The 14,539-nt window shown below is 67.3% G+C and carries 18 protein-coding genes and 1 tRNA gene; 9 read left to right on the top strand and 10 right to left on the bottom strand.

What is annotated here, in order from left to right; genetic code table 11:
* Positions 1-35 precede the first annotated feature (35 nt).
* Both E3O19_RS01225 and E3O19_RS01220 read right to left on the bottom strand, forming a co-directional pair.
* Positions 36-338 carry a Dabb family protein gene (locus E3O19_RS01225; protein WP_134564807.1) on the bottom strand — a complete coding sequence of 101 codons (303 nt, stop codon included), beginning with the start codon at positions 336-338 and terminating at the stop codon, positions 36-38.
* Complete coding sequence (locus E3O19_RS01220) at positions 335-604, bottom strand: glutaredoxin family protein (RefSeq protein WP_134564806.1); 270 nt, start codon at positions 602-604, stop codon at positions 335-337. Before E3O19_RS01220 ends, E3O19_RS01225 begins: the two co-directional genes overlap by 4 nt.
* A 54-nt stretch (positions 605-658) precedes the next feature.
* Between E3O19_RS01220 and E3O19_RS01215 the strand changes: the two genes are divergently transcribed.
* Complete coding sequence (locus E3O19_RS01215) at positions 659-1,381, top strand: HAD family hydrolase (RefSeq protein WP_134564805.1); 723 nt, start codon at positions 659-661, stop codon at positions 1,379-1,381.
* 63 nt (positions 1,382-1,444) lie between these two features.
* On the opposite strand, the gene E3O19_RS01210 is transcribed toward E3O19_RS01215, so the two are convergent.
* From E3O19_RS01210 to proC, 5 genes are all read right to left on the bottom strand, one after another.
* Positions 1,445-1,543: a 30S ribosomal protein bS22 gene (locus tag E3O19_RS01210; RefSeq protein WP_003792170.1), complete on the bottom strand. Its 99-nt coding sequence runs from the start codon at positions 1,541-1,543 to the stop codon at positions 1,445-1,447.
* 94 nt (positions 1,544-1,637) lie between these two features.
* Complete coding sequence (locus E3O19_RS01205) at positions 1,638-1,829, bottom strand: helix-turn-helix domain-containing protein (protein WP_134564804.1); 192 nt, start codon at positions 1,827-1,829, stop codon at positions 1,638-1,640.
* 91 nt (positions 1,830-1,920) lie between these two features.
* Positions 1,921-2,367: an ArsR/SmtB family transcription factor gene (locus tag E3O19_RS01200; protein WP_134564803.1), complete on the bottom strand. Its 447-nt coding sequence runs from the start codon at positions 2,365-2,367 to the stop codon at positions 1,921-1,923.
* A 417-nt stretch (positions 2,368-2,784) separates the two neighbouring features.
* Entirely contained in the window at positions 2,785-3,252 is a 468-nt protein-coding gene (locus E3O19_RS01190; protein WP_134564802.1) for a hypothetical protein, read from the bottom strand.
* Positions 3,253-3,422: 170 nt separating this feature from the next.
* On the bottom strand, positions 3,423-4,271 hold the full coding sequence (gene proC / locus E3O19_RS01185; protein ID WP_134564801.1) for a pyrroline-5-carboxylate reductase: 849 nt from the start codon (positions 4,269-4,271) through the stop codon (positions 3,423-3,425).
* Between the two features lie 135 nt (positions 4,272-4,406).
* Here proC and E3O19_RS01180 point away from each other — a divergent pair, with 135 nt between their 5' ends.
* On the top strand, positions 4,407-5,369 hold the full coding sequence (locus tag E3O19_RS01180; protein ID WP_134564800.1) for a cation diffusion facilitator family transporter: 963 nt from the start codon (positions 4,407-4,409) through the stop codon (positions 5,367-5,369).
* Positions 5,366-6,067 (top strand): glutamine amidotransferase, encoded by a 702-nt coding sequence (locus E3O19_RS01175; RefSeq protein ID WP_134564799.1) that lies wholly within the window; start codon positions 5,366-5,368, stop codon positions 6,065-6,067. Before E3O19_RS01180 ends, E3O19_RS01175 begins: the two co-directional genes overlap by 4 nt.
* Here E3O19_RS01175 and tadA read toward each other — a convergent pair.
* Entirely contained in the window at positions 6,036-6,515 is a 480-nt protein-coding gene (tadA, locus tag E3O19_RS01170; protein WP_134564798.1) for a tRNA adenosine(34) deaminase TadA, read from the bottom strand. The genes E3O19_RS01175 and tadA overlap by 32 nt on opposite strands.
* A gap of 33 nt (positions 6,516-6,548) precedes the next feature.
* Here tadA and upp point away from each other — a divergent pair, with 33 nt between their 5' ends.
* The 4 genes from upp (at position 6,549) to E3O19_RS01150 (ending at position 9,474) form a co-directional block, all read left to right on the top strand.
* Entirely contained in the window at positions 6,549-7,181 is a 633-nt protein-coding gene (upp, locus tag E3O19_RS01165; RefSeq protein ID WP_134564797.1) for a uracil phosphoribosyltransferase, read from the top strand.
* A gap of 489 nt (positions 7,182-7,670) precedes the next feature.
* Positions 7,671-8,375, top strand: a complete 705-nt coding sequence (locus tag E3O19_RS01160; RefSeq protein WP_174776875.1) for a winged helix-turn-helix domain-containing protein — start codon at positions 7,671-7,673, stop codon at positions 8,373-8,375.
* 374 nt (positions 8,376-8,749) lie between these two features.
* Positions 8,750-9,214, top strand: coding sequence for a MarR family winged helix-turn-helix transcriptional regulator (locus E3O19_RS01155; protein WP_241981120.1), 465 nt, complete (start codon positions 8,750-8,752; stop codon positions 9,212-9,214).
* A 68-nt stretch (positions 9,215-9,282) separates the two neighbouring features.
* Positions 9,283-9,474: a DUF1918 domain-containing protein gene (locus tag E3O19_RS01150; RefSeq protein WP_134564795.1), complete on the top strand. Its 192-nt coding sequence runs from the start codon at positions 9,283-9,285 to the stop codon at positions 9,472-9,474.
* A 955-nt stretch (positions 9,475-10,429) separates the two neighbouring features.
* Here E3O19_RS01150 and E3O19_RS01140 read toward each other — a convergent pair.
* Both E3O19_RS01140 and E3O19_RS01135 read right to left on the bottom strand, forming a co-directional pair.
* Positions 10,430-10,502, bottom strand: a tRNA-Arg gene (locus E3O19_RS01140).
* A 42-nt stretch (positions 10,503-10,544) separates the two neighbouring features.
* A complete protein-coding gene (locus E3O19_RS01135) occupies positions 10,545-11,927 on the bottom strand; it encodes an MFS transporter (RefSeq protein WP_241981119.1) in 1,383 nt (460 codons plus the stop codon).
* A gap of 94 nt (positions 11,928-12,021) precedes the next feature.
* Here E3O19_RS01135 and E3O19_RS01130 point away from each other — a divergent pair, with 94 nt between their 5' ends.
* Positions 12,022-12,756, top strand: coding sequence for a flavodoxin family protein (locus E3O19_RS01130; RefSeq protein ID WP_134564792.1), 735 nt, complete (start codon positions 12,022-12,024; stop codon positions 12,754-12,756).
* A gap of 146 nt (positions 12,757-12,902) precedes the next feature.
* Positions 12,903-14,471: a carboxylesterase/lipase family protein gene (locus E3O19_RS01120; protein WP_134564791.1), complete on the top strand. Its 1,569-nt coding sequence runs from the start codon at positions 12,903-12,905 to the stop codon at positions 14,469-14,471.
* The last annotated feature ends 68 nt before the right edge of the window (positions 14,472-14,539 follow it).

Raw genomic sequence — 14,539 nt, 5'->3', positions numbered from 1 at the left:
CCGCGTAATCCCGACAGGCTCGACCACCTGCAGTCCTATGGAACGAGGAAGTCCACGGCCATCTTGGCCGAGACGACCGACCGAATGAAGGCGCCAGCTGCCTGGTGCGCCGGGTGCGCCTGATATCTGGCGACCGCGGCCAGGTCGTCGAAGTCGGCGATCAGCACGACGTCCCAGTTGTCGCCGCCGAGCACATCGGCGCCCACCCGCAGGGAACGGATCTCCGACACGACGCCGACGAGGGCTTCGAGCCCGGATGCGATCCCGGCCGCGTCGTCGGCTCTGGTCGCCGGGTCGGTCGCGCTGAGCTTCCAGGAGACGACGTGCCGGATACTCATCGAACGGCCAGGAGCGCGGTGCGCAACCGCAACGGGTCGATGCGCCAGTAATTGTGCACCTTGCCGTTGATCAACAGGACGGGAATGTCCTCGACATAAAGCGCATGCAGCTCGGCGTCGTCGAGGATCGAACGTTCCTCGAGTACGATCGCCGGCGCCGCCGGGTTGTCGGCGAGCTTCGTGACAACACTGTCGACGAGCTCGCGCGCGTCGTCGCAGAGGTGACATCCGGGCTTGCCGATCAGGGTGAGGAGTGCGGTGGCCATTGCTCCAGCCTATGCTGGCCCGGCCGGTGTGCGCGCAACTAGACTCAAGCGCACATGTCTCAAGCCAACGCCGCCCGCTCCATCGCATTCTTCGATGTCGACAACACCCTCATGCGTGGCGCGAGCCTGTACCATCTCGGCATCGGCGCCTGGCGACGCAGACTGATCACCGGCCGCGACATCAGCTCATTTGCCTGGAAGCAGGCGAGATTCATCGCGGTGGGAGAAAACCGGGCGCACCTCGCGAGTGTGCGCGAGCGTGCGTTGGAGGTCGTCGTCGGCCACAACCGCGCCGAACTCATCGACCTCAGCCGTGAGATCTTCGATGCCCGACTCATCCGCCTGCTCTGGCCCGAGACCGTCGCCGTCGCCCGTGCGCACCTGGAGGCAGGTCGCGAGGTCTGGCTGGTCTCAGCCACCGCTCAGGAGGTCGCCGACGTGATCGCCGAGCGGCTCGGCTTCACGGGCGCTCTCGGCACGATGCTCGAGACCGTCGCGGGCGTGTTCACGGGTCGCCTGATCGACGGCGTGTGCCACGGGGACCAGAAGGCGGAGGCTGCGCGCGGCCAGGCCGTCCGGAGCGCCGCTGACCTCACAGGATGCTGGGCCTACTCCGATTCGCACAACGACATTCCGTTGCTCGAACTCGTGGGCAATCCCGTCGTCGTGAATCCGGATGCGACGCTCCGCCGGTACGCGACGTTGCGCCACTGGCCGATCATGCGGCTCAAACGCGGCAGCATCACTGCGGCCGCGCGGGCAAGCAAAAAGCGCTAGGTCCGAAAACCTAGCGCCCACGCACAAAACCGGCGCTTCAGAACCAAACGGTCCCGAACCGACCTACTTCTTATTGCGACGCTGGTGACGGGTCTTCCGAAGCAGTTTGCGGTGCTTCTTCTTCGCCATACGCTTGCGTCGCTTCTTAATTACAGAACCCACACGGACCTCACAAGATTTGGTTACAAGATTTGGTTTCGCCACGAGATTCGCGGCCGACACGAAAATACCATTCTACCGGAAAAAGAACGGGTCCTTACGCGGTGTCCGCAATCGGGCGCTGAATCAGCGCAGAAACGGCCGATTCCGGAACCCGAAATGACCGGCCGAACCGGATCGCCGGCAGTTCTCCAGAGTGCACGAGCCGGTAGACGGTCATCTTGGAAACGCGCATCATCGCGGCCACCTCGGCGACGGTCAGGAAGCGTACGTCAGAGAGATCTTGCATTCGGGTTTCTCCTCACGAGCGCGGGTCGGTCTCGTTACGGACGTTACCCCCGTGCTGGATGAAAACTCTAGGGGCTACCCCGAACGGCCGTCTAGTCGTTTTTGCGCCATTTTCGGGGCTTGGCGTCTTTCACCGCATGCGCCATCTGGAATGAGGTGTCGGCGAAGGCCTTCCCGATTGCCGCGGCGAACGCCCGCTGCTCCTCTTTCAGCCCCTCGGTCTCCCCGGCGGCCTCGTCGGCCGACGCATCGAAGTCGACGCTGAGGAACGGGATGAGCCAGTCCTCGATCTCCTCGAGGGGTGCGTAGTCCAGGTGGTAATACCGATGCTGGCCGGCTTCACGCACGCCGACCAAGCCGGCCTCGCGCAGCACCTTGAGGTGCTTGGACACGGTCGGCTGGCTCAGCCCTAACTTGTCGACGATGTCCGACACGCTGAGCTCGCCACCGGCGGTGCTCGACTGGTTGTATCGCTCAAGAAGAATGCGTAAGATTTCGCGTCGGGTCGAATCCGCCACCACGCCGAAGATGTCTGCCATGCCCCAAGGCTAGTCATTCCCGGTGCGGAATACCACGGCGGCCGGGCGCGTGCCGTAATCAACCGGAAGCTTCCAGCCAGCAGCTTCAGAAGGGTTGGTCGTCGGGGTGGTCCGACGAGGTGGGTCGGCTGGACTCGGTGACGGCGGCCGCTTCGCCCGTCGGTGGTCCGGTGGGGTGCACGGTGGGGAGCACGGCGGGTTGGGGACTGTGTATCGGTCCCGGCCGACGGAGAGGATCACCTCGGTTTCGAGGTGGGTGAGCAGCCGGGTGAGCAGCCGGGTGAAGCTCGGCGCCCGCGATGCCAGATCCCGGGCCGTGTCCGGATCGATCGGCCCGTACCCTCGAGGTAACCCGGAGCGTCACGGTGCCCGAGGAGCGTCACGGTGCCCGAGGAGCGTCACGGTACCCGAAGAGCGTCACGGTACCCGAAGAGCGTCAGCACGGGAACGGTGACCTGCACGGTCGCTCTCACCCCGGTGCCCACGCCGGTGGGGGTGACCCCTCGGGCGGGATCGACCAGGCCGGGCCGACCACGGTCTGCGCGTGCCGGTAACTGATCCGCCGCCCGCCAGGGCCGCCAGGGCCGCGGGCTGGTCGTTGGGAAGGGCCCGGCTCTCCTCGAGCAGGTTCACTGCGGTGCGCTCGGGGATCCGCAGCGTCGCGTCCAGTTCCCTGGAGAGCTCGCGCGCGGCGATCTCCTCCCAGGTCCAGAAGGACCGCGCATCCAACGGACTGGACGCGGTGTGGGCCTCGCCGGACCGGCGGATCTGGTCGATCCCCTCCGCCCGCACCGCGAAACACTGCCTGATCACCCGGTCGGCCACCCCGACCGCGTCAAAGAGCAGCTCGAGCTGCTGTTGGGTGCTACCCACCAGGGAGGCCATAACCGAACACTACGACCACCCACCGACATTCCCCGACACCAACCAAACCCTCACCAGGGGCTGTGGACAACCCGATCAAACCCACATTGTGAAGGGGACGGGCCGGGCCCGACAGGCTCAATCACCGGGGGGAGGGGAGGAACCGCATCCCCGGCCCCGACAGGGAACGATTATTTGCCGGCGAGCTCGCGTGCGCGAGCGAGTGCGGCATCCGTTGCCCGGTCGAAAAGTTCCTTGAGGCCGCCCTTTTCGAGCTCCCAGACGGCCCGCTCGGTGGTGCCGCTCGGGCTGGTGACCTGGCGGCGGAGTTCGGTCGGAGACAGGGCGGAGGCCGCCAGCAGGGTGCAGGCGCCGAGGAAGGTGCCGTTCACCATGACGGCCGCCTCCTCCAGGGTGAAGCCCTTGGCGACCGCAGTGGCGGTGAGCTGTTCGATCAGGAAGAAGACGTACGCCGGACCGGAGCCGGAAATGGTGCTCAGCGCGTCAAGTTTGCTCTCCGGCACGACGAGTACGTCGCCGACGGTGCCGAACAGTGCGGTCGCGAGGTCGAGGTCCCTGGCGCTGGAACGGGTGCCGGCGCTCAGCCCGGTCACTGCCTTGCCGACGAGCGCCGGCGTGTTCGGCATTGAGCGGATGACCGCCACCGACTCGGGCAGCAGCGACTCGAAAGTCGCGATCGTGACGCCGGCGGCGACGCTCACGACCAGCGTCCCCGGCTCGAGGCTGCCGGCGATCTCGGTGAGCAGGTCGGGCACCATGGCCGGCTTGACGGCCACGATGACGATCCGGGCGCCGGCCACGGCTTTGAGGTTGGCCTCGGGGTCATCCGCCGTGGCAAAAGCGGTCACGCCGTCGATGCCGGCCAGTTCGGCGGCCTTCACTGTGGTTCGGTTGGTGGCACGGATGCCGCCCTCGACCGTGACGCTCGGGGTCAGCAGGCCGGTCAGGACGGCCCTGGCCATCGATCCCGCGCCCAGGAACGCGATGGTGGGGAGCGTGGTGGAAGCAGTCGTAGTCATGGAGGGAGTCTAGTTTCGGGTTGGTGACGGAACGCCGTGTGCTCTCGCCGCCTCGGTTCGGCCCCGAGGCAGCGGCATCGGCATTACCGGATTGCCCGGCGTGGTGAGGATTGCCCGGCGTTCTAGGATTGCTGCATGAGCGCATCCGGCGGAAGCAAAGCAATCGTGGCCGCCCTGGCGGCCAACCTCGGCATTGCCGTCACGAAGATCGTCGCGTGGGCCTTTTCCGGCTCCTCCTCGATGCTCGCCGAGGGCGTGCACTCGCTCGCCGACTCCGGCAACCAGCTGCTGTTGCTGCTCGGTGGCCGCAAGTCGCGCAAGGACGCCGACACGGCGCATCCCTTCGGGTACGGCCGGGAACGCTATGTGTATGCGTTCGTCGTATCGATCATCCTCTTCTCCATCGGCGGTGTGTTCTCGCTTTATGAGGGTGTCCAGAAGCTGCAGGACCCACACCCGCTCGAGGTGCCGTGGCTGCCAATCGTGGTGCTGCTCGTCGCCATGGGCCTCGAATCGTTCTCCCTGCGCACGGCCATGAAGGAATCGAACCTCCTCCGCGGGGAACAGACCTGGGTGCAGTTCGTGCGGCATGCCAAGGCGCCTGAACTGCCCGTCGTGCTGCTGGAAGACGTGGCAGCCCTCGCCGGGCTGGTCTTCGCCTTCCTCGGCGTTGGCCTGACCATCATCACCGACGAGCCGATCTGGGACGCCATCGGCACTCTCTTCATCGGCGTGCTGCTCGTCCTCGTCGCCATCGTGCTCGGCGTCGAGACCAAGAGCCTCCTGGTCGGCGAGGGCGCCGGGCGAACGGATGCCGCCAAGATTGAGCGCGCCATCCTCTCCGGCCCGGAGACTCGCCGGATCATCCACCTGAAGACGCTCTACCTCGGCCCGGACGAGTTGCTTGTTGCAGCCAAGGTCGCCTTCGACGCCGAGATCCGGTTCTCGGACGTGGCCGCGGGAATCGACGCCGTCGAGGCCCGGATTCGGGAGGCCGTGCCGATCGCCCGCACCATCTACCTTGAACCGGACGTGTTCATCGACCCGAGCCGCCGCGAACTGCCCACCGACGAGATCGTGATCAAGGGCAGCGAATGAGCCGCATCGCCCTCGTGCTCCGCCACGACGACACGATCCACCTGGGCAATCTCGAGCCCGTGCTTCTTGAGCACGGCTATGACGTGCGTTACGTCGACACCATGCGGGAAGACCTGGCCGTTCTCGATCCCCACGCCGCCGATCTCCTGGTCGTGCTCGGCGGGGAGATGGGCGTGTACGAGGCCGACCGGTTCCCGGCCCTTCGTGCCGAGATCACCCTGCTCGAGTCCCGGCTCGAGGCCCGGCTGCCGGTCTTCGGGGTCTGCCTGGGCGCCCAGCTGATGGCCAACGCCCTCGGCTCCCGGGTCTACCGGGGCCCGACGAACGAGATCGGCTACCGCTTCGTTCTGCCGACCGAGGCCGGCGCCAATTCTCCGGTGCGGCACATGAACGGGGTGCCCGTGTTCCAGTGGCACAGCGACACCTTCGACCTGCCCGAGGGCGTCACTCTGCTGGCCGGATCGCCGCAGTACGGCAATGAGGCGTTCTCGATCGGGAACTGGGCCCTGGCGGTGCAGTTCCACCCCGAGGTGACCGAGGAGATGCACGAGGTCTGGCTGGCCGCCTCCGAGGCCGAGGTGGCCGCGGAGGGCTACACCCCGACGGACCTCCGTCTGGAGCGGGATCGGTACTCGGAGGGCATGCAGGCCGCCTCCCGGGCCATGTTCAGCGAATGGCTCGCCGGGTTGGATCACTGAAGAAGTCCCGGAGCAGGATGGCGCACTCCGCGGCATCCACCTCGGCGAAGACCTCCACCCGGTGGTTGAGCCTGCGGTCACGCAGCACATCGTAGATCGACCCGGACGCCCCGGCCTTCTCATCCCAGGCCCCGAAGACCACTACGGGCACGCGTGCCGCGACTATCGCGCCCGCGCACATCACGCACGGCTCGAGGGTCACCACGAGGGTGCACCCGGTCAGGTGCCAGTCACCGAGGAACGCGGCGGCCTCCCGCATGGCGACGATCTCGGCGTGAGCGGTCGGGTCCTGGTGCAACTCACGCTCATTTCGACCCCGGCCGATCACCGTCCCGGCCCCGTCGAGCACCACCGCACCGACCGGGACATCCCCGGTAGCGAGGGCCGCGCGCGCCTCCGCGAGGGCAAGCAGCATCCACTCGCGGTGCCGACGATCCTGCTCGCCCATTCGGATGCCTCCCCCGACTAGTAGATTGAGCCTATGCGAGTCCACGTAGCCGACCACCCCCTGATCACCCACAAACTCACGGTTCTCCGGGACAAGCGCACCCCGTCGCCCCTCTTCCGCTCCCTGGTCGAAGAGCTGATGACGCTCCTCGCGTACGAGGGGACCCGCGGCGTGCGCGTAGAGGAAGTCACCGTGCAGACGCCGGTGGCTGAGGCCCGCGGCGTGCAGATCAGCGACCCCAAGCCTCTCGTCGTTCCCATCCTCCGGGCCGGCCTCGGCATGCTCGAGGGCATGGTCAAGCTCTTGCCGACCGCCGAGGTCGGCTTTCTGGGCATGGCCCGCAACGAGGAGACCCTCGAACCGGCGACCTACGCCGAGCGCCTACCCGACGATCTGTCCGACCGCCAGTGCTTCGTGCTCGACCCGATGCTCGCCACCGGTGGGTCCCTGATCGCCGCGATCCAGTTCCTCTTCGACCGCGGCGCTGTGGATGTCACGGCGATCTGCATTCTCGCGGCCCCCGAAGGGCTCGCGGCCGTGGAGAAGGCGATGGCAGGCCGCGAGGTCACCATCGTGCTCGGCGCAGTGGACGACCGGCTCGACGAGCACGGCTACATCGTGCCTGGCCTCGGCGACGCCGGCGACCGCCTCTACGGACTGGTCTGATCCTCAGGCCCTCCCTGACTGCAGAACCTGCGACGAACGACACGCCGCGGGCCATTCAATTCACGAATCTTTGATGAAATCGTAATACGTCACGGAATATTTTCTGGTTCCCTGATCGATCACGGATCCTCCGATCCGTCCCGGCCCCGGCGAACGTGGTGCACGTCACACCGCGTCACCCGGGGACACAGAATTGACACACCCCGTAACAGTGGGCTTTACTCGCAACTATGACAACGAGCGCACGCCCCCAGACCTCCTTCGAGGCCCCCGGGACTGCCGGCATGATGATGCCCGGCAGCTGCTCCGCGTGTTGCCGAATGTCCCGCTAACCGCGAACCATCGCCGAGTTCCCGCCGCTGCACCAGCGCCAGGGTGGACTCCCGCTCTTCCCCGACTTCGCTCCGGGCCTCACCGGCCGCTCATCGCCGAACCATGAATCGCGTCCCGCGATGGTTCCCCCGCATCATCACACCAAGGATTCCTCCCATGTCGCTTGCACACATTGACACCGCCCGCTCGGCCCAGGCCGCCCGACTCGAGCAGGCACTCCACCAGGCTCCCGCAGCACCGCGCATCCGTGCGGTGCCGGACGGCACCCAGGCCCGCGGCTTCGTTCTCTACGTCGGCATCGACGAGGCCAAAGCGGCCGCGGCCGGCACCAGCCTCGGCCGTATCGTCGAGGCGCTCAAGGCCCTGACCAACGAGCTGGCACCGGATGCCGAGACCCATGCCGCCGTCGCACTGGCGCCGGTGGGTGCCGGCGGACGCGACGTCGACGTCGTGAGACTGGCGCTGCAGGACCCGGCCGCACTGGCCAGGCACCGCAACGAGACCGAAGACCCCGACCGGGCGCCGGGCGGCGTCGTCGTCGACATCTCCCGCAAGCGGGTCATCCTCGACAGCGAGACCGCCGCCCTCACCTACAAGGAATTCGAGCTGCTGCAGTACCTCGTGCTGCGCGAAGGCCGCACCATCGAGCGGGCCGAGCTCATCTCATCATTGTGGAATGCCGCGGACGAGGAAGACGCACCGAACGAGCGCACGATCGACGTGCACGTGCGCCGCCTGCGTGCCAAGCTGGGCCGCTACGAGGACATCGTGCGCACAGTCCGCGGCGTCGGCTACCGGTTCGACCGGCACGCCGATGTGTCGATCCGGCAGTCGAGCACCCCGAGCCCCGACGTCTTCTAAGCTCCGGAGGGCGGGCCGCGAGGGGCAACGCCGGCGGCCCGCAGGCCCGGCGGTGGGGCGTTGGGCTGAAGGATTCGAGTTGGCTGGTCTGCCGCGGAAATGGCTGGCGCCTCTCGCGACGCTGCGCGAGCGGGGATGATTGAGGGCCGGTCGTAGAGACTAACGACCGACCCTCTTCCCTTGCACCAAGAGTGTCCTGCAATCACATTTCGCGGTTCCCGCCACAGCAAACGGTTGACGCACACTGAATATATAACGAACCGGTAACGGAGCGCTAGTTATCTGTCCGTTATTTTCCTGCGAATTCCCTATCAGCGAATTCGGTGCTCCGCCGTCGAGTCCCTATCCTTGGGGAACACGACTTTGGAGGCACGGTGAGCGATCAAGCGGCTGCCGTCGGCGCCTGGGAATCGCTTTTCCGCGCCCAAGTGGCGATCATGCGCAGCCTCGCCGCGGACTTCCCGGCGCAGGGAATCTCCTTCAACGAGTACGACGTGCTGTTCAACCTGTCGAGGGAACCCGATCGGCGCATCCGCCTGCGCGATCTCAACGAGCATGTGCTTCTCACCCAGCCGAGCGTGAGCCGGCTGGTCGACCGGCTGGCCTCCCGCGGGTACGTTCACAAGCTCACCGATCCGACCGACGGGCGCGGCGCCATCGTCGAGCTCACGCAGGAGGGATATGACGTGTTCCGCCGCGTCGCGCTCCAGCACATGGACACGATCACGGGGCGGATGGGCGACGCCCTCTCCAATCTGGAACTGGCCCAGTTGACGGCGCTCTGCGACCGGCTGCGCACCGCGCCGTCCGGCGCCGCCGCCAAGTTCCGGCACGCCTGAAGACGCCGGGCACAGCCCTGTGCAGGCGGCGCCGCTCGGCGTAACGTAACGCTCAGGAGGTGAGTGTCATGCGCGCACGCCCAGGAGATCGAATCATCATCCGTGGCCGCACGGTGGAGACACCGGATCGGCACGGCGAGGTCATCGAGGTGCGGGGAAAGGATGGCGAACCGCCGTACCGGGTCCGGTTCGGCGAGGGCCACGAGAGCGTCGTCTACCCGGGGTCTGACTTCGTGATCGAGCACGCCGAAACGGTCTGATCCGGCCGCTGCCCGACTGCCGCGCCACCCGGCGGGAACGGCCGGAGTCGCCGGTAGCCGTCCGGACGCACAGAATCACCCTCCGGTCTAGGGGGTACTGCCCACTCCGGGCAAGAGTTAACGTCGTCAGTACACGCTGCCACATGTGACGTGTCACCAGGAAAGGGATCCGCCACCATGAGAATCACCTGCCCGTTCTGCCACTCCCCCGCTCGGCTCACGCCGAACCCGGCCCATGCCGATCGGCGGACTCTTCCGCTCTACGTGCTCAAGTGCTCCGGTTGTGCCCATACCAGCGTGCGGCGCGACTCGGCCAGACCCACTCGAATCGTCGTCGCCGCGCACTGACCGACCCTTCCGGCGATCATCGTCCGGCGTTCGTCGTCAGGATGGTCTCTGCGCCCGATCGCTGAACGGACTGACAGGGCGCCCGAGTGCCACCCCGTCGACGCTGATATCGACCCGCTCGTTGTAGAACGCGACCAACTCCGCGATCTCTGCCACGGCAGCGGAAGACCGGGTAGCTCGGGGTGTCGGGTATCGGCCAGCACGGCGCCGTTCGCCGAGACCTGCACGTGGCGACTGTCTGGCGGAGCGTCGAACCAGGTGCGCACCTGGCCCTTCGACCCGAAGAAATCGAAACCACTCCGCGCCGGCGCAGCATCGGATTCGGAGAGTCGCTCCATCTCGAGGCTCGCCGGCGAGAATGCGTAACCGGGGACGGGGAAGCCCTCCTCCCAGAACAGGAGCGGGTCGCGGCTGCCCACCAGCGTGATGTCCCCGACGAACGCGCGCACCCACCGCTCGCTTGGATAGGACTTAATGGAGGTCCCCCCTCGGTCGACTGTCGCATTGCGGACAGTCTCCCCCTCCGGCCCGGCCGGGAACAGGGCGGCCGGGCATCCTGCTGCCGGAAAACGAAAGCGGCCCACCGGAATGAGCCGCTTTCTTACTGTGCGCCCGAAGGGATTCGAACCCCCAACCTTCTGATCCGTAGTCAGATGCTCTATCCGTTGAGCTACGAGCGCAGTGGTGCCGTTCGAACTTGACGCTCGAAGACAACTTAAAAACTATAACAGTTTTTCCGGGTGCTCCAGTTCGGGGGAGTCGGTGGCCGGCGTGCGAATACCGAGCCACGACGCGATCCCACCGGCGAACATCAGCACGGCGACGACGACCATCACGCGTTGAAAACCGGCGACGTCGAGCCGTTCGCCGATGATCGTGCCGGCCAGGGCCACGGCGATGAGGCCGGCGACCCGGGACACGGCGTTGTTGATCGCCGATCCGATGCCGGCCTGCTCCGCGCGGATGGACCCGAGCACGGCGGCGGTCAACGGTGCCACGGTGATGGCAAGGCCCAGGCCGATCACCACGATGGCGGGCACGACCTGCAGCCACACGACGATGGGCGGAACGGCGGCCAGGAGCAGCAGGAAGCCCACCCCGGCGACGATCGGACCGATGGTCATGAACCGGCGCGGTCCGTATCTCCCGGCGAGGGTGCCGAACAGCGTGGCGAAGAGGAGCAGCATCAGGGTGGCCGGCACGCCCGTCACGCCCGCCGCCGTGGCGGAGAACCCGCCCACCTGCTGAAGGTAGACGGAGAAGATGAAGAAACCCAGGCTCAGGGCCGAGTAGATGCCGACCGTGGCGATGTTGCCGACCCAGAAATTGCGCACCCGGAACAACGCGAGCGGCATCATCGGCTGCGGCGCGCGGGCCTCCCACCAGAAGAACCCGGCGAGCGCGAGCACGCCGATGATGAGCGGCCCGAAGACCACCGGGCTGCCCCAGCCCAGTCGGCCCTGCTCGATCAGCGCGAAGACGGGGGCACCCAGGCCGAGCACGGCCAGGCCCGCGCCGGCCAGGTCGATCCGGGGGGCCGGGCCCGTGCGCGCTGGCTCGTCGATCCGGGCCAGCACGACCAGGGTGACAAGGATGGGCAGCACGTTGATCCCGAAGACGAAACGCCAGCCGATCGTGTCGACGAGGACGCCGCCCAAGACCGGCCCCGCAATGCCGGCAATGCCGGTCCAGCCGGTCCACGCGCCGATGGCCTTGCCCTGCGCCGCGCCGGAGAAGGTGGAGGTGATCAGGGCCAGGGAGCTCGGCACCAGCAGCGCGGCCGCAACGCCCTGCAGGATCCTGGCCACCACCAAGAGGGTTCCGAGCGGGGCAACGGCGCAGGCCAGCGAGGTGATCCCGAACCAGATCAGGCCCACCCGGAGCACCCGCACCCGGCCGTAGGTGTCGGAGAGGGAACCGGCCACGAGGATGAGCGCGCCGAGGGAGAGCAGGTAGCCGTCGACCACCCACTGCTGCAACGCCAGGTCGCCGCCGAACTCCCGCGCGATCGCGGGCAACGCCACGTTGATGATCGAGCCGTCGAGGAAGGCAACGAAGGACGACAGGATGGCAACGATCAGGACGCTGCGCTGGCGGGGAGTCACGCCGCATTTTAGTCCCGATGACGGCGTCGGGGCAAAGGGCCGCACCCCGGCCGGGGCCCTAGCTGAAGGCCCGGGCCGGTGCAAAACTGGCGCCATGACCCCCACCCGGAACACCCAGGCCTCCTTCGAGTATTCGGGCCTGCGCGCCCTGTTCATCAACTGCAGCCTGAAACGCAGCCCCGAGGTCAGCAACACGCAGGGCATCATCAACCTGAGCGCGTCGATCATGCACGAGCAGGGTGTCTATGTGGAGACGATCAGGGCGATCGACCACGAGATCGCCACGGGCGTCTACCCCGACATGACCGAGCACGGCTGGGAGACGGATGACTGGCCCGCCCTGTTCGACAAGGTGCGCACCTCCGACATCCTGGTCATCGGCGGGCCGATCTGGCTCGGCGACAACGGCTCGGTCACCAAGCGGGTAATTGAACGGCTCTACGCGATGAGCGGCGAGTTCAACGACAAGGGCCAGTACATCTACTACGGCAAAGTCGGCGGGGCGATCATTACCGGCAACGAGGACGGCGTGAAGCATTGCGCCTCGAATATCCTCTATAGCCTGCAGCACATCGGCTACACGATCCCGCCCGCAGCGGACTCCGGCTGGATCGGCGCGATCGGGCCGGGGCCAAGCTATCTCGACCCGGGCTCTGGCGGTCCGGAGAACGATTTCACCAATCGCAACACGACCTTCATGACCTGGAACCTCATGCACCTGGCCGCGATCCTCAAGGCCAACGGCGGGATCCCCGCCTACGGCAACCTTCGCCAGGACTGGGACACGGGTGAGCGATTCGGCTTCCGGGCCAACCCGGAATACCGCTAGCGGGCCGGGCGGTCGCACCAGCACAGGCAGGTCAGGCAGCTCAGGCAGGTCAGGCAGCAACGGCAGGTCAGGCAGGTCAGGCAGGTCAGGCAGCAACGGCAGCACAGATAGCGCCGTAAAGAACAGTTGGTGGAAGCGAGCAGGGCATGAGCGCGATCCTGACCCACGACGCACCGGTGCCGGTGCCGAGCCGCCTCGACGTGCGGGTCGCGGGCGGGATCGTGCGCGGGGTTCAGGAGGGCGGCCTGCTCACCTGGCGCGGGATCCCCTACGCTGCACCCCCGGTGGGCGAGTACCGGTTCCGCGCTCCCCGGCCTGTGCTGCCGTGGGACGGCATCCGGGACGCGTCGACGTTCGGCCGGATCGCGCCGCAACCCTACAAGGGCCAGTTCAAGGGGGCCGGTCCGAAGGTGCCCGCCGGCGAGGACTGCCTGACCATCAACGTGCTGCGCCCGGCCGCGCCCTCCCGCAAACGGCTGGGCCGGCCGGTGATGGTGTTCATCCACGGCGGCGGTTACAGCGTGGGCTCATCGCAGGAGTTCGCCGGCCGCGGCGAGCGCTTTGTACAGAGCGGCCGGGTGGTCTACGTCAGCTTCAACTACCGGCTCGGCGCGCTCGGCTACCTGGACTTCAGTCGGTACTCGACGCCGGAACGGCCCCTCGAGAGCAATCTCGGTCTGCGTGACCAGGTCGCCGCCCTGCGCTGGGTGCGGGACAACATCCGTGCCTTCGGCGGGAACCCGCACAACGTGACCGTGTTCGGCGAGTCCGCCGGCGGCAACGCGGTGATCACGCTGATGGCGACGCCGAGCGCGGCCGGACTGTTCGCCCGGGCGATCGCGCAGAGCCCCCCGACGAACGCGGCGTTCTCCTCTGCGCTCACGGACGGCTGGGCCGCGGAATTCTTGGACGAGCTGCGGGCGATCACCGAGGTTCCCGGCGCGGAGCCGACCGACCCGAACGCGCTGCTCTGCTCCGCGGAGGTGGCCGACCTGACCCGGGCGGCCCTGGTCGTGCAATCACGCACCCCCGACGCCAACCCCGGCACGTTCTGCCTGGTACCCGTTGTCGACGGTGACCTCCTGCCCGAACGGCCGCTCGACGCGTTCCGGCACGGGCGGGCGCACCGGGTGCCGCTGATCATCGGCACGAACGAGCGGGAGGGATCCATGTTCCGGGGCCGGGTGGACATCCTCCCCCGGTCGCCGTGGCGCATCGTGTCCGTCTACGACAACGCCCCCGTGTCCTCGCACGACGCAATGCGGGCGGTGTACTCGCGGTTGCCGGCGAATCGGTCGGCCATCGACTTCGGCGGTGACTTCGTGTTCTGGTACCCGAGCGTGCAGATCGGCGAACTGCACTCCCGGGTTGCGCCGGTCTATGTCTACCGGTTCGATATTGCACCCCGGCTCATGCACCTGCTCGGCATCGGCGCAACCCACGGCCTGGAGCTGTTCGCCCTGTTCGAGCAGGTCGACGCCCCTTTCGCGCGGGCGATGAGCCTGCTCGGCGGCCGCGCAGCGTTCATCGGTGCGGGGGAACGGATGCGACGGCACTGGCTGCGCTTCGCCGTCACCGGCCGGCCGGACGACAGCTGGCCGACCTACTCCGAGTCCGAACGGCTGACCCTGATCATCGATGAGGAGGACCGGATCGAGTCGGATCCGCGCGGGGAGCGCCGCTCGGTCTGGCAGAGCTTCATGCCCGAGTTCTGACCTCTCGACCGTGCCACGGCCGGCCGGTTACGGCCCGGCCGCTGCGGCGGCCGGAAAACAAGCGTAGA

It is taken from the genome of Cryobacterium algoritolerans (genome assembly GCF_004402785.1).
GTDB lineage: Bacteria > Actinomycetota > Actinomycetes > Actinomycetales > Microbacteriaceae > Cryobacterium > Cryobacterium algoritolerans.
Note: the sequence above shows the minus strand (reverse complement) of the source record. Positions and strands in the feature narration are given on the sequence as shown.